Genomic DNA, 15,098 nt, shown 5'->3' on the forward strand with positions numbered 1-15,098 from the left:
TGCAACAAAATAAGTAATAAAAAAGCAAATTTTCTGTGCAGGTGCAATAGTTAAATACTGTTAATACAAATATATTTGATGGTATTATTTTGTCGAATTAGTAATTTACAAAAAAGCATGAGCCAGCTAGGGAAGACAAAATCTGTGAACTTGCTGGCAGACGGGAATTATTCAGGTTTTGTTCAGGTTTAAAAAACCGGCATTTGATCTGGGGGCGAATGTTACGGGGTTGTTCTGTTTCCCCATCACTCAATAAATCAGGAGAATTCGATGTTCAAATCAACAACGAAAAAATTAATTGCACTTGCATTGGCAATTGGCTGCAGCGCTGCGTTTGCCTACCCTCCTCCATTCTATTTCTGCAATAAAGAATGCATCAAGCAAGGCCCACGTGGCTCTGAGGCTTGGGCTGCCTGTATGGAAGAATGCCTGAACGGGTATCCGGAATAAGGATTTTTCAGGGATAAAGCCCTGGCCACTGTGCTTATGAGCCGCTGGCCTGGCATATCTGTCCCACAGCAGTGACCAGTAACAGCCTGGTCACTGTTGTGGGAAAATCTAGTTCATCACATCTTGTTGAATGAAAGCCAGTATGAAAACAGCCAGGACGATCCTGACCTATGTCGCCATCATCGCCGTGGGCCTGCTGATAGGCTATGTCTTGCCACGCCTGAGTGTATGGATGAAACCCGCTTACCAGGAAGCCGATTATTCTGCTCATTTGAGCGAGGCAAAAACCCAGGTAGTGATGTATGGCACAGCCAGCTGTAGTTTTTGCAATATGACTCGTGCTTATTTTAAAGAAAACAAGATCAGCTACGCTGACCTGGATGTAGAAAAATCCCCAGCCGCTGCCAGCAGGCATGCAGAACTGGGTAGTGGTGGCGTCCCCGTCATCATCATAGGCAAGCGCATGATACGGGGCTATCAGCCTGAGGTATTCAATGACGCCTTGCAGGTGTTGGCAAAGACGCAGACTGCGGCGAAATAGCGACAAGTTGAAGAATGAAAAGTGGACATCAGACACGGGTCTTGATGTCCATTTGTTTTTTACCCGACGGTAGCTTGTGATTTAATGCACCTTGAACACCAGCAGTGCCTGCCACAATTTTTGCGCTTCCTCTTTCAGTGAAGCCGCCGCCGCCGCTGACTCTTCCACCAGTGCTGCATTTTGCTGGGTAGTCTGGTCCATCAAACCTATCTCATTCGTGATCTGGGCGATGCCATGACTCTGTTCGGCAGAGGCACTGGAGATTTCATTGAGTATCGTCGAGAGGCCTTCAACTGACGCCAGTATCTCGGTCATGGTCTTGCCTGCATGACCCACCACCTCGGAACCCAGATCGACTTTGGCAATCGAGGTTTCTATCAGTGATTTGATTTCTTTCGAAGCGATGGCGCTGCGCTGGGCCAGGTTGCGCACTTCTGAAGCCACCACTGCAAAGCCCCTGCCCTGTTCACCGGCCCTGGCCGCCTCGACTGCCGCATTCAGCGCAAGGATATTGGTCTGGAAGGCGATGCCTTCAATGGCGGCGATGATGTCAAACATCTTCTTCGACTCAGCCGAGATGCCCGCCATGGTATTGACCACTTTATCTACCTGGGTGCTGCCGCGTTGCGCCGTCTGCGCTGCCGAGACGGCGAGCTGGCGCGCCTGCTCGGCATTGCCGGCATTTTGCCTGACTGTCTGGTTCAGGCTTTCCACGCTATTGGCAGTTTGTGCGAGTGATGATGCCTGGTTCTCTGTCCTTTGCGACAGATCGATATTGCCCATGGCGATTTCGCCTGATGCATTCGAGACAAACTCGCTGCTGTCGCGGATATGCGTGACCATGGACGTCAGTTGTTGTTGCATGCCCTGCAGGGCGTACAGCATGCTGCTGTTGTCGCCGGTTTTTAATGTTACCACCGTGGTCAGGTCTCCTTCAGCCACACTCCTGGCTATCTTGACGGCAACATCCGGCTCGCCACCCAGCGGCGCAATGACCAGCCTGTTAATCACGAATGTCAGGATGGCCGATACGACCAGTACGCTGAATATACCGATCAGGATGGCGGTATTGCGCAGGTAATGCACGTCCGCCAGGATTTTGTTTTCTGGCACGCTGATGACGAAAGACCATGGCGTCGTGGTTGCCCCTATCTGCACGGGTACGTAAATACGTTTTACAGTGGTTTGCATGCCGCTGTGCTCCAGCGTATCGCTATAAGTCTGGCCGGCCTTGATGGCTGCCTTGGCGGCTTTTGCAGCAGCACCATCACCGATATTCTGTCCCACGTTTTTTGCATCGGCATCGCCGATATAGATACCGTTATTGGATATCAGGCTGGCATAGCCGGTTTCATAAGGGTGGATTTTGCTGACATCTTCCTGGAAACCCGCTACCGGCAAATCCACCGTCACCGCGCCTATAACCTGGCCCTTGGCCTTGACCGGAACGGTGACCGTGGTCATGAATACATCCTTGCCAGCGATCTTGTACATATAGGGTTCGAGCAAGACTTCATTACCGCTTTTTTTGGCCAGCAAATAATAGTCGCCTGCGCCTTCTTTTTCATAATCAGTCAGCGCTTCGACCTGGGTCTTGCCGCTGCCGCGGTTCCAGTAAGGCAGGTAGCGTCCAGTCGCGTCATGGCCCTCTTTGCCTGCGTATTCACTGTCTTTGCCATCGAAAGAATTGGCTTCCCATATCGTGCCTACGCCAGTAAATTCAGGGTGGCCTTCCAGCACGCTTTTCAATAACAGATCAGCATTGGCGCGGTCTGCCTTGCCGCTGGTCTGCATCGCAGCCAGTTCCAGCGCCAGGCTGCGTGCCGCATGCAGCGCGAGGTTGATGCGTTCGGCTACCTTGCCAGCGTTGTTGATGGCGAGCTGTTTCGCATATTGCTGGGCCGATTCCTGCTGCATGCTGCCAGCCTGTCTGGTCAGCAGGCTGATGGTGACGGCAAAACCAGCCAGCACCATGGCCAGCACGGCAAACAGCATTTTTGCCCGCAAACCAAAGCGGGCCGGAGAAGGAGTGGATATCATCGTTTCGAACCTTGCATTTTTCTGCGCAGGAATGCCTGCAATGTTATGAATGATATGACGGATTAAGACAATCTTGCCGCAGTGAATAACGCAGTGAATAAGTTGCATAGTGCAATCGTGATTATTTGCAACGATTTGTGCAACGATTTTGCTTGCCCTCAAGACAAGTTAAGGTATAGATTCATCTGTCTTTATATATCCATAATATTTTTGACCAGAACTAGCGACGGTATTCTCTGTCATAACTGCTGGATCAATATCTGCAATCATTAAATAGACAAATAAGCATACAAGGGAGAAAATGCAATGAAGTGGAAAACCATGGCTGCCGTCGGTGGTCTTTATCTGGGCATGATGGCGGGTACGGCCCAGGCTGTCACGGCTGAGCAGGTGAAAACCTTTACCCTGCCAAATGGCATGAAGTTCCTGGTACTGGAAAACAGCACGATACCCAATGCGAACATGTACACCTACTGGAAAGTCGGTTCGCGTAATGAAGTACCGGGTATCACCGGCCTCTCACATTTCTTTGAACACATGATGTTCAATGGCTCGAAAAAATTCGGCCCCAAGCAATTTGACCGCACCATGGAAGCCAATGGCGGCGCCAATAATGCCTATACCAGTAATGATTTGACGGTGTACCAGGACTGGTTCCCGGCCACCGCCCTGCCGACCATTTTTGATCTCGAAAGCGATCGTATCGCCAATCTCAGCATAGACCCAAAGATGGTTGAGAGCGAGCGCGGCGTGGTTTTGTCCGAACGCAGCACTGGCCTGGAGAACTCGAACCTGCGTGCCCTGTGGGGGGAAGTCTATGCTTCGGCCTTCCGCGCCCATCCTTATTCCATTCCTACTATCGGTCATGAGTCCGACATCAAGGCCTGGACGCAAGATGATTTGCAGCGTTATTTCAATGTCTATTATTCCCCGAATAATGCGGTGGCCGTCATCGTTGGTGATGTCAAGGCAGCAGAAGTAAAACGCCTGGCCGAACAGTATTTTGCCAATGTGCCACAGCGCGCCCTGCCACCTGTCGTGCGTACGGTAGAGCCTGAACAAAAAGGCGAACGCCGGGTCTTCGTGCGCAAGGAGTCTGCGACTGCGGCCAATCTCATGGTCTCTTACAAGATGCCAGCGACCAGCAACCCTGACTACTATGCCCTGAGTGTCATCGCCAGCATACTCACCGATGGCAAGACTTCACGCATGTATCAGGCCCTGGTGGATCAGCGTCTGGCAACCCAGGTTGGTGCCGATCATGGCAAGAATTTTGACCCCGGCCTGTTCAATTTCTTTGCCGTTGCTGCCAACAAGGTACCTGCCGCCAAGATTGAGGCTGCCTTGCTGGCCGAAATAGACAAGCTGGTCAAGGATGGTGTCACGGCAGATGAATTGCAAAAAGTAAAAAACCAGAAACTCCTGAATTTCTATCGCACCCAGGAAACCATCAATGGCAAGGCTGCCCAGTTGGGTGAATATGAAATGTTCTTCGGCGATTACAAAAAATTGTTTGACGCACCGGATGCCTATCGCAAATTGACTCCTGCCGATATCCAGAACGTTGCTGCCAAATACTTTAAAAAATCACAAAGAACAGTAGGCGTACTCGCCGCTGTGGAGGAATAAGAAGATGACTCAGAAAATGATCAGTAAGAAAACTCTGGCCTGCAGTTTGGTCGGGCTGGCCAGCCTGAGCTTGCTGGCTGCAAATAGCCAGGCTGCCGAATTCCGCCTGCCCGCTTTTGAGACCACCAAACTGCCTAATGGCCTGACCGTATATCTGATGGAGCGCCACGATGTGCCCCTGATTGCCGTGCGTGCCGTCCTCAAGGCTGGTGCCGTCAGTGATGCTGACAAAGCAGGTCTGGCCAACCTGACTGGCGATGCCTTGCTGTTAGGCAGCAGTAAGTTTGATAAAAAGACCCTGGACCAGACCTTTGATTTTCGCGGTGGACGCATAGCCAGCAGCACCTCGACAGAAGCCACTTCCCTGAACGCGGATTTTGCCAGCGCCGATATGGATGTACTTTTGCCCATCTTTGCTGACGCGGTATTGCACCCCTCATTTGAAGCAGAAGAATTTGGCAAGCTGCGTTCACGCACTGTAGATGGTCTGAAGCAAGCCAAAGAAAGCCCGCGCAATGTCGTGCAAACCTATTACCGCAGCATGTTGTTCGGTAATGGCGCCTATGCCAATCCAGTCACCGGCACGGTCAACAGCGTGACAGCGCTGCAGGTTCAGGATGCCAAAAAATTCCATGCAAGTTATTACAGGCCAGAAAATGCCGCTCTGGTCATCGTCGGTGATTTCAAGCCCAGCGTCATGCGCGCCCAGTTGGCCAGCTTGTTCGGTGCATGGAAATCCACCGCTGCCATGCCTGCAACTGTCGCCAACGGCAAGGTCGAGGCAGACAAGGCCCGCGTCTGGCTGGTCAACAAATCAGACGCGGTTGAAACCACCTTCCTGTTCGGTGGCAAGGGCATAGCACGCAATGACCCTGACTATGTACCGCTGCAAGTCATCAATACCATTTTGGGTGGGCGTTTTACATCCTGGCTCAATGATGAATTGCGTGTCAATTCTGGCCTGACCTATGGCGCGGGCAGTAGTTTCAGCCCGCTGGCTGAAACAGGTAGCTTTGCTGTTTCCAGCTTTACTGCCACTCCCAAGACAGAGGCCGCACTGGCACTGGCAGCCAAGACTTACCAGCGCCTGTGGGACAAGGGCATCGATGCAGCGACCCTGGAATCAGCCAAGGCCTATGTCAAAGGGCAGTTCCCGCCACGTTTTGAAACCAACCAGCAACTCTCTGGCTTGTTGGCTGACATGTTTGTTGCCAAGGTAGGGCGTGAACAAATTGATCACTTCATGCGTGATGTGGATGGCCTTAATGTTGAGAAAGCCAAACAACTGGTCGATAAACACTTCCCGCGTGACAAGCTGCAAATGGTCTTGATAGGCAAGGCAGAGAGCATACGCAGCATAGCTGCCAATTATGGCGAAGTGACCGAACTCGACATTACTGGCAACGGCTTTGCACCCGGCGCAAAATAAGTGATATGCCATCATGAGACCTTAACTAAGCTGTAAAAAGCCTGTAAAGCGCTTACAATGCAATAAAAAACTCCGCCCCTTAGTTGCAAATAAGGGGCGTTAGTTTTTTATGGGGCACAAAAAATTATCAAATTAGCCCTGAAATTATTGTCAAGTTGTACATCGGGATGCTCTGTTAATGATACGTATCAAACCCTTGTTCGCCGCCGCTGCACTCGCTCTGTCAGCGTCGGCAAGTTACCAGATCCAGGCTGGCAATGTAGCAGAATCCGGCTACCAGCTGCCACCGGCAGAATTACAGGCTGTCGTCGATGCACCGAGGGGGCCATTGTTCCGCCTGGGGCCGCAACGCAAGACAGCATTGCTGCTGACCCTGCCTGGCCTGCCCAGTATTGCCGATGTCTCGCAGCCAGAGCTGCGCCTCGCAGGTTTGCGCATCAATCCACGTACCCGCGCCGCCAGCCATTTTGATTTTGGCAATGGCATGAGTTTGCTGGATGTCGCTACCGGCAAAGCGCGTGAAGTCAAAGGCTTGCCAGCCAAGCTCAAGATAGCCGAAACCGCCTGGTCGCCTGATGAACAGTGGCTGGCTTTCAGCCTGTGGGTAGATGGCGGTGTCGAATTGTGGTTGCTGGATATCAAAAAAGGCACGGCTCGCCGCCTGATGGCCGACAAACTGAATGCCGTAACCGGCCCCGGTTTTTCATGGATAGAAGGTTCAGAAAAAATACTGGTCAGGCTGACTCCCCTGCATCAAAAGGAATTGCCACCCTTGCCTGCAGTACCCGCCGGGCCGAATATGCAAGAGACCAAGGGCGGCAAGGCGCTGCAAAACCGCATTTACCCCGACATGCTGAGGACAGCGCGTGATAGCGACACCCTGGACTGGTATCTGCAGACTCAACTCGGCATCGTCAACCTGAATGGTGAGTTGCGTCGTATCTCACGCCCCATGACGCTGATCAAATCCTTGGCTTCACCGGATGGCAAACTGATACTGACCACGCAATTGCGCCGCCCCTACTCCACCATGTTGCCGGTAGATCGTTTTGGCCAGTTGATAGAACTCTGGGATATCCAGGGCAAAAAAGTCAAGACCGTGGCTGAGCGCCCGCTACGTGAACGCATCCCTACAGGCAATGATGCCGTGCAGGCTGGCCCGCGTGATTTTGGCTGGCGCACCGACAAACCTGCGACTCTGTACTGGCTGGAAGCGCAGGCGGGTGGCGACCCTGAAATGAATAGCAAGATCCATGACGCCCTGTTCCAGCAAGCGGCCCCGTTCGATGTTCCAGCACAAAAAATCATGGATCTGGGCTGGCGTTTTGGCAATGTGCAGTGGGGCAATGATTATCTTGCTGTGGTCACCGAGAACTGGGGCAAGACCCGCGATACCCGCACCTGGCGCATACAGCCAGGCGTGCCGGACAGCAAGCCTGAGCTCATGTTTGCCCGCAAGTCAGAAGACCAGTACAGCAATCCTGGCAACCCGGTCATGACCCAGAATGCCCAGGGTCGTCTGGTCCTGCGCATCAGTCCAGACGGCAAGGCCATCTTTTTCACCGGCACCGGTGCCAGTGCCGAGGGTGACCGTCCCTTCCTCGATAAATTTGACCTGACCAATAAACAGATCACCCGTCTGTGGCGCTCACAAGCCCCGTATTATGAAGAGATACTGGCTTTGCTGAATGACAAGGGCAACAGCTTTATTACCAGCCGTGAGTCAGTCGAAGAAAGGCCAAACTTCTATTTCTATGACTTGCAGGCCAGTGCGGCACCGCGCGTGTTGACGCAATTCCCGCATCCCATGCCCCAGTTCAAGGGCATCAAGAAACAGCAAATCCGTTATGAACGTGAAGATGGGGTAGATCTGACCGCCACGCTATATTTGCCACCTGGATATGACCCCAAGCGCGATGGTCCGCGCCCTGTGCTGATGTGGGCTTACCCGCGTGAATTCAAATCGGCAGAAGCGGCTGGCCAGGTGCTCGGTTCACCCTACAAGTTCAACCGCATTTCCTATAATGGCCCGCTGCCCATGCTGGCCCGTGGCTATGTCGTGCTGGATGGCCCTACCATGCCCATCATCGGTGAAGGCAAGAAAGAACCAAACGATACCTATCTTGAGCAACTGAAGATGGATGCCGAAGCCGCTGTTGATGAAGTGGTGCGTCTGGGCGTGGGAGACCGCAACCGTATCGCTATCGGTGGTCATAGCTATGGTGCTTTCATGACGGCCAACCTGCTCGCGCACACCCGCTTTTTCCGCGCGGGGATTGCCCGTTCGGGTGCTTATAACCGCAGCCTGACGCCTTTCGGCTTTCAGTCTGAAGACAGGAATTACTGGAAAGCCAACAAGGTCTATCAGGAAATGTCGCCTTTCAATTTCGCCAACCAGTTCAAGGACCCTATCCTGTTCATCCATGGTGAACAAGACAATAATTCTGGCACCTTTCCCATGCAAAGTGAACGTATGTACCAGGCTATACAGGGACTGGGCGGCGCTACCAGGCTGTCGATGCTGCCAAATGAAAGCCATAGCTACCGCGCCCGCGAATCGATATTGCACATGCTGTGGGAACAAGACCGCTGGCTGGAGATGTATGTCAAGAATGCCAAGCCTGATAGCACGAGAGAGTAAGGCGGCAAAAAAAATGAAAAAGCGGCAGATGCGACAGATCTGCCGCTTTTTTACATGAACTTAAAGTTTTGCATTAATATGCAAATTGAATATTTTTCTACATCTAGCCATGCTAAAAGCCGTCATTCTGGATGCCAATGCTGTTGCCCGCAATTTACTGTCTTCTGTTCTGCTGAACGGCGGGCATGATGTGGTGGGGGATGCCAACCTGGCACCCGCCAGTCTGGCCCGCGTGATCAAGCTCAAGCCGCAGATCGTTTGTGTCGATATCGGCGAAACCGATGAAGAAGGCCTGGCCTTGCTCGATAAGATCAGGGCAGACTTGCCCAAGGCATTATTATTCCTGGTGTCATCAAAAATCGATGCGACTGTATTGCAGGCGGCGCAGGAGCGTGGTGTCCATGGCTTCATCGTCAAGCCTTTCAATTCTGTCGCCGTATTGACTTCCATACGCAATACCATCATACGTATTGCCAAACAGCAAAGAGCAGGTGCAGCGGAAGCGGCCCCAGAGGCTGGCGGCGAAACGGCGACGGAATAATTCGTCGCTGCAAAATCGCGTTTCATCGACTGCCAGCCAGTTTTATCGCATTCTTCCTTTCTCTTTACGACTTTCCTTAGACTAGCTACAACCATATAAGGAAACGCCATGCCAGCCACCAATCCTATGCGCACAGCTTTACATACTTCAGAACAGTTATTGCCATCCGAAGTGACGGCAAGGAGCGAGACCTGGCTGACCCGCGCCCGCAATTACCCTGTATTTTCGCGTACCTGGTTCCGTTACCGGGCGCAGGCCTGGATAGGTTTGTTCATCATTGTTGACTTGCTGGTCATCGCGACAGGTCTGGTAGCAGATACAGATCTGCGCAAACTGGCAGTGGCTTTTGTTCCCCTGACCATCGGTGGCACGGCCCTGCATCTGATTGGCCCTGCAATGGCAGTATGGGTCAGGAACCAGGCTTATGCCAGCAAGAAAGAAGCCATATTGCTGATCACGGCATTGCTGGTTGGCGCAGGTATCAGTTATGGCATTATTTCCGGGACTAACTACGCCACTAAATACCTGGCTTATGGCGCTGAAAATATGGAGTTTGCCGTCGGCGGCAGCATCACCGCCACCAGTGCGTCAACACCTAAAGCCGACAAGCCGGCGGCAGGTATTACGGTGCGCCGCGTTGAGGAGAGTGATAAGGACAAGAGCATCAGCAAGATTGAGCATTCACCTGCCTTGAAAATGTTGCTACAAGGTTTTTCCTTCATGCTGGTGTTTGGGCTCGTCACCTATACTGCAGGTGCAGTTGATCTCTGGTATTTCTTCCGCCAGAAAAAACGCCTGCTGGAAGTCATGCGCCAGCGTGAACTCAGCCTCGCCCAAGAGGCACGCCGTGAAGCTGAATTGCGCTTGTCGGTACTGGCAGCGCAGGTGGAACCGCACTTCCTGTTCAATACCCTGGCTGGTGTACGTTCTGCCATCCTCACGGAACCTGAAAGAGCCACTGCTATCGTTGATCATCTCGTCGATTATTTGCGTGCCACCATACCGCAAATGCGCAATGACGGCAGTTCTGTCCAGGCCAGGCTCAGGCAACAACTGGAAGCTGCCAGCGCTTACCTGGGTCTGATGCAGGCACGCATACCGCGCCTCAGTTATAGCGTTGATAGTGAAGTGACAGATGCCGCATTGCCTCCACTGATGCTGATTTCGCTGGTCGAGAATGCCGTCAAACATGGTGTGGAACCCAAGGTAGGTGCGGTGCATATTGCAGTCCATGCGAAGAAAATCAATCGTGATGGCGAAGACATGCTGGAACTGACAGTTGCTGACAATGGCGTTGGCTTTGCAGGCAGCAGTTCTGGCACTGGCATAGGCCTGGCAAATATCCACGAAAGGCTGGAATCCACCTATGGAATACGCGCCAGCCTGGTGTTGAAAGCAAGAGCTGAAGGCGGTGTTGCCGCGACCATATTGCTGCCTCTGGAAGCCTGATAGAAATAAAGAAAGTAAAGACATGACCACAGCCATCATCGCCGACGACGAAGATTTACCACGTAAAGAATTACGCCGCATGCTCAATAAAGTCTGGCCAGAGCTGGAGATACTGGCTGAATGCGAACACGGTGCCGAAGCGCTGGAAGCCATACACCAGGAAGAACCGGATATCGCTTTTCTGGACATACGCATGCCAGGCATGACGGGCCTCGATGTGGCCCATGCCGTAAAAGGGCGCTGCCATGCCGTCTTCACCACAGCTTATGACAGCCATGCACTGGATGCCTTTGCCGCTGGTGCCGTTGATTATCTGCTCAAGCCTGTGTCTGAAATCAGGTTGCATGAAGCAGTCACCAGATTAAAAGAGCGCATCGCCAGCAAACAACCGGTGGCAGATGTCAGCCAGCTCATGTCTGAACTCGACAAGCGTCTGAAGAATACGACCGCAGAACGTATACGCTGGATCAGTGCCAGCGTGGGTGACACCATCAAGATGTTCCCGGTAGAAAAAATCCTGTTCTTCAGTTCAGATGAAAAATACACGCGTGTAGTCTGTGCCGATGATGAAGCCCATGTGCGCAAGCCCTTGAAAGAAATCATGGATGGTCTTGACCCGGACATCTTCTGGCAAGTGCATCGCGGCACTGTGGTGCGCGCTGATGCGATTACCCGTGCACACAGGGATGAGCTGGGCAAGTACACGGTGGAGTTGCGGGGTTTGCAGGAAAAGCTCAAGGTCAGTCAGGCTTATGCATGGCGCTTCAAACCAATGTAGGTGGATAGCTATTAAAGCGAATTTGGGATTGTTGCCTTCCTTGGTTACGCAGCAGTTTGAATCAATTTCCTCAACAAAAGAAGATAGCCAAGTTCCCTCCCCTTCAAGGGGAGGGCTAGGGTGGGGATGGGTTTCGGTCAATTCACCTCAATGAATTGACGCTGGAACCCTATCTCCATCCCAACCATTCCATCGCGCAGTAAGAGCTTCTGATTTGCAAAAAACCACAATCAAAAAACGAAACGCTTGATGTTTTCATTCAAGTCGCATTAAGATGGCGCTGACGTTGAAACCAGCGTCATCTTTTTAAAAATAAGATTTGGACATATCCAGACTATTCCCTTGCAGTTTCTGCTTCTGAATACCCTCAGTTTTATCTGTATTATTTACTGAGCGGCTAGTAATCCAAATAATAAAAATAACAGGAAATTTATACCATGCTACAAAAACCTGCACTGATAGATATCGGTGCGAACCTCAGCAACCATCGTTTTCACAATGACCTTGATGCCGTAATTTCACGCGCAAAGCAGGCCGGCTTAGAACACATCATTGTCACCGGCACATCCGAGCGTGCCAGCCATGATGCACACGCGCTGACACAAACTTATCCCGGCTATTTAAGTAGCACCGCAGGCGTGCATCCGCATGAAGCAAAGAACTGGAATGCGCAATGTGCAAAAGCCATAGAAAAACTTGCGGCCAGCGACACTGTGGTGGCCGTTGGCGAATGCGGTCTCGACTATAACCGTATGTTCTCGACGGAAGTACAGCAACGCGCCTGTTTTGAAGCGCAATTGCAATTGGCCGTAGGTTTGCAAAAACCAGTGTTCCTGCATGAACGTGATGCACACGAGGATTTCTTTGCCCTGTTGAGGCAATACCGTCCACAACTCAAAGGTGCAGTAGTGCACTGCTTCACTGGCAATACTGAAGAGTTGCGTGCCTATCTTGACCTCGATTGCCACATCGGTATTACCGGCTGGATCTGTGATGAAAGGCGTGGGGATGATTTGCGCAAGGCGGTCAAATTTCTGCCCAAAGACAAGCTCATGATAGAAACAGATGCGCCGTTTCTAATGCCGCGTAATCTGCCGGTGCGCCCGCAGGATAACCGCAATGAGCCCATGCATTTACCGGTTGTGCTGGAAGCAGTCGCTGCTATCTTGCGGATATCGCCCGTGACACTGGCACAGCAAATCCGAAAAAATACTGCGCAGTTTTTTGGCTTGCCCTTAGTTGGCTAATACCAGCGTTCAACCTGTTTGATCAGTGCTTTCAATGACATCGGCAGCGATTGGCGTTGCCACTGCCGCTGGTTTTTGCAAACCATGCGACCAGCGCAACAGGCCAGCTGCATAACTGATGTAATACGCAGCCAGCATGCCAAACAGGAACAGAGTCAGCGGGCTGCTGGAAAAGTCACCAGGTGGCGCAGCGAAAGATTGCGTAGTGAAATAAATGCTGCCCATGCGCCAGGCGATGCGGCCTATCATCAACAATGACAGCGCTATGCCCAGGTGGGCATTTGGCGTATAGAATTTCCCGGCAGGGCTGTTATCAAATTTGGTCAGGCGCAAGCCATACATGCCCAGGCCACTGCCAACGATCAGGCCTGCCAGCATGAACAGCAGGTTGCCCTCATGTTTCATGGCGCCCAAAGCCACCAGCGCTATCAGGACAGGGAAAATACCCACTGTTATCATGGCACGCACACCAGAGTATTTCTGCCTGCCCACCATGCGCCGTATGCGCGAGATGATACGCCAGACGATGAAGGCACCCACAGCGGCAGCTATCATCAGGGAAGTGGGGTTTGCAGTTGCCATGGAAAACTTTCTGTATAGCGTGTAGAAAAGTTTTGCAAGCTTATCATCTGCAAAATCCCCGTCAGTACCGGAATGTATCAAGTCAGTTCAAATCACCCTGCCAAGATTTTTTGCAAGCCAGCATGAAACCCTGTATCGTTTGTTGCCATTATGTATCCCGTACTTTTATCTCTCTCATGAAAATAAAAACCACCCTCGCGCTGCTATTACCCGCATTGTCCCTGGTCGCCTGTGCCAATTACACTCCGCGCCTGAAGCCGGATGAAAAACTGACCGAAACGGACAGTTTTATCTATGGCAGTTTTCAGATCAAGACTGAAAAAATGCTGATTTCGGCAGATGGATATATCAGCATGGGGCTAAATCTCAAGTGTCAGGATGGCAGTAAGTACCTGCTGCGTTTTTATCTTGAAAATCCTGTGCATGTCATCAAGATAAAACCATCGACCTGCGATATCGATGAAATTGTGTACACAGATGCAGACGGTAATGTCAGGGACGTCAGAAGTTTCCGTAACCCGATACGCAATCTGGTATTCAAGCCTGGCAAGGCCTATTATGTTGGTGATTTTTTTGCCACTGCTCAAGTAGATATCGGCAGGAAAACTAATACTACGCAATGGTCCATGTCAAATCCTGTAGACAGGTTTGCCTATACAACAGAATTGGTACACAAGCTTTATCCGAATACCGTCGGTATCCCCAATGTGAACATGGGTCTGGCAAAGTAAAACATTAGTAAGCATGTAGCATCATTCAAAGCCAGCTATTCAGTTTCAGTACTTATTTCTCCCATGTCCGAAAGCTGCCAGCAGCTTTTTACTTAGTTTGTTAAGCTGCTGTCCTGGTCTGGATACTCATGGAGTGCTTAATGCGCAGTGCTGATTTATTACGTTTGATTTCCCTGGCAGCGATCTGGGGTGCGTCCTTCCTGTTCATGCGGGTACTGGCGCCCGTGGTCGGGGTATTGTGGAGCGCTGAGGTCAGGGTGGGGTTGGCAGGTATCGCCTTGTTGACGCTGATGTATGTGACCAATCGGGCGATGAATTTTCGTACAAACTGGAAGTCATTTTTAATCCTCGGCACGATTAATTCGGCCTTGCCGTTTGCCCTTTATTCCTATGCTGCACTGAGCATCCCTGCCGGTTACTCGGCCATCGTGAATGCCACCAGCCCGCTTTGGGGGGCGGTGATGGGTGCGGCATTCCTGGGTGAGCGGCTGACCTTGCGCAAGATGGCTGGCATGGCGATAGGCGTGCTCGGCGTGGCCTTCCTGGTGCGACTGGGGCCGGTGGAATTCAACAGCAAGCTGGTGCTGGCAGTGCTGGCCTGCGTAGGTGCAACATTGTGTTATGCGATAGTCGGTATCTATACGAAGAAAAAACTGACAGGCATCACACCCATGCAAATGGCAACGGGTTCGCAAGTAGGTGCCGCATTTGTATTGATGCCTTTCCTGCCGCTGGCACCAGTGCAGGGTGAAATCACGGCAACTATTGCAATGGTGGCCGTGGCACTTGCTTTGTTATGCAGTGCAGTGGCTTACCTGATTTACTTCCGCCTGATGGCGGACCTGGGGCCAACCAAGGCTTTGACGGTGACTTTCCTGATTCCGCTGTTTGCCTTGCTGTGGGGCTATCTGTTCCTCAATGAACATATCACCATGAATACCGTCATAGGCTGCGCAGGTGTGGTACTGGCGACCTGGCTTGTGGTGTTCCAGCCAGCTCAAAAAACAGCTTAAAGATTGACCTTAAAAAATGCCGCTGAC

General features: G+C 51.8%; 13 protein-coding genes. 11 read left to right on the plus strand and 2 right to left on the minus strand.

Features of this window, described 5'->3' with window-relative positions; genetic code table 11:
- Positions 1-270: 270 nt before the first annotated feature.
- Both ACO0LN_RS05215 and ACO0LN_RS05220 read left to right on the plus strand, forming a co-directional pair.
- Complete coding sequence (locus ACO0LN_RS05215; RefSeq protein WP_422971637.1) at positions 271-450, plus strand: hypothetical protein; 180 nt, start codon at positions 271-273, stop codon at positions 448-450.
- Between the two features lie 142 nt (positions 451-592).
- Positions 593-991 carry a glutaredoxin family protein gene (locus ACO0LN_RS05220; RefSeq protein WP_162061588.1) on the plus strand — a complete coding sequence of 133 codons (399 nt, stop codon included), beginning with the start codon at positions 593-595 and terminating at the stop codon, positions 989-991.
- 81 nt (positions 992-1,072) lie between these two features.
- On the opposite strand, the gene ACO0LN_RS05225 is transcribed toward ACO0LN_RS05220, so the two are convergent.
- Positions 1,073-3,031: a methyl-accepting chemotaxis protein gene (locus ACO0LN_RS05225; protein WP_422971640.1), complete on the minus strand. Its 1,959-nt coding sequence runs from the start codon at positions 3,029-3,031 to the stop codon at positions 1,073-1,075.
- A gap of 306 nt (positions 3,032-3,337) precedes the next feature.
- On the opposite strand from ACO0LN_RS05225, the gene ACO0LN_RS05230 reads away from it, so the two are divergent.
- The 7 genes from ACO0LN_RS05230 to ACO0LN_RS05260 all read left to right on the plus strand — a co-directional run bounded on the left by ACO0LN_RS05230 (position 3,338) and on the right by ACO0LN_RS05260 (position 12,745).
- Positions 3,338-4,660, plus strand: a complete 1,323-nt coding sequence (locus ACO0LN_RS05230; protein ID WP_422971642.1) for a M16 family metallopeptidase — start codon at positions 3,338-3,340, stop codon at positions 4,658-4,660.
- A gap of 4 nt (positions 4,661-4,664) precedes the next feature.
- Complete coding sequence (locus tag ACO0LN_RS05235; protein WP_422971644.1) at positions 4,665-6,089, plus strand: M16 family metallopeptidase; 1,425 nt, start codon at positions 4,665-4,667, stop codon at positions 6,087-6,089.
- A gap of 178 nt (positions 6,090-6,267) precedes the next feature.
- Positions 6,268-8,730 (plus strand): prolyl oligopeptidase family serine peptidase, encoded by a 2,463-nt coding sequence (locus ACO0LN_RS05240; RefSeq protein ID WP_422971646.1) that lies wholly within the window; start codon positions 6,268-6,270, stop codon positions 8,728-8,730.
- A gap of 109 nt (positions 8,731-8,839) precedes the next feature.
- A complete protein-coding gene (locus tag ACO0LN_RS05245) occupies positions 8,840-9,271 on the plus strand; it encodes an ANTAR domain-containing response regulator (protein ID WP_422971648.1) in 432 nt (143 codons plus the stop codon).
- A gap of 108 nt (positions 9,272-9,379) precedes the next feature.
- Entirely contained in the window at positions 9,380-10,720 is a 1,341-nt protein-coding gene (locus tag ACO0LN_RS05250) for a sensor histidine kinase (RefSeq protein WP_422971650.1), read from the plus strand.
- 22 nt (positions 10,721-10,742) lie between these two features.
- On the plus strand, positions 10,743-11,498 hold the full coding sequence (locus ACO0LN_RS05255) for a LytR/AlgR family response regulator transcription factor (RefSeq protein WP_422971652.1): 756 nt from the start codon (positions 10,743-10,745) through the stop codon (positions 11,496-11,498).
- Positions 11,499-11,935: 437 nt separating this feature from the next.
- Positions 11,936-12,745 (plus strand): TatD family hydrolase, encoded by an 810-nt coding sequence (locus ACO0LN_RS05260; RefSeq protein ID WP_422971654.1) that lies wholly within the window; start codon positions 11,936-11,938, stop codon positions 12,743-12,745.
- 9 nt (positions 12,746-12,754) lie between these two features.
- Here ACO0LN_RS05260 and ACO0LN_RS05265 read toward each other — a convergent pair whose 3' ends face one another.
- Positions 12,755-13,327, minus strand: a complete 573-nt coding sequence (locus tag ACO0LN_RS05265) for a hypothetical protein (RefSeq protein WP_422971656.1) — start codon at positions 13,325-13,327, stop codon at positions 12,755-12,757.
- A 176-nt stretch (positions 13,328-13,503) separates the two neighbouring features.
- Between ACO0LN_RS05265 and ACO0LN_RS05270 the strand changes: the two genes are divergently transcribed.
- Positions 13,504-14,058: a hypothetical protein gene (locus ACO0LN_RS05270; protein ID WP_422971658.1), complete on the plus strand. Its 555-nt coding sequence runs from the start codon at positions 13,504-13,506 to the stop codon at positions 14,056-14,058.
- Between the two features lie 140 nt (positions 14,059-14,198).
- Positions 14,199-15,071 carry a DMT family transporter gene (locus ACO0LN_RS05275; protein WP_422971660.1) on the plus strand — a complete coding sequence of 291 codons (873 nt, stop codon included), beginning with the start codon at positions 14,199-14,201 and terminating at the stop codon, positions 15,069-15,071.
- The last annotated feature ends 27 nt before the right edge of the window (positions 15,072-15,098 follow it).

The sequence above is a fragment of the Undibacterium sp. TC9W genome, assembly GCF_049339865.1.
Taxonomy (GTDB): domain Bacteria; phylum Pseudomonadota; class Gammaproteobacteria; order Burkholderiales; family Burkholderiaceae_D; genus Undibacterium.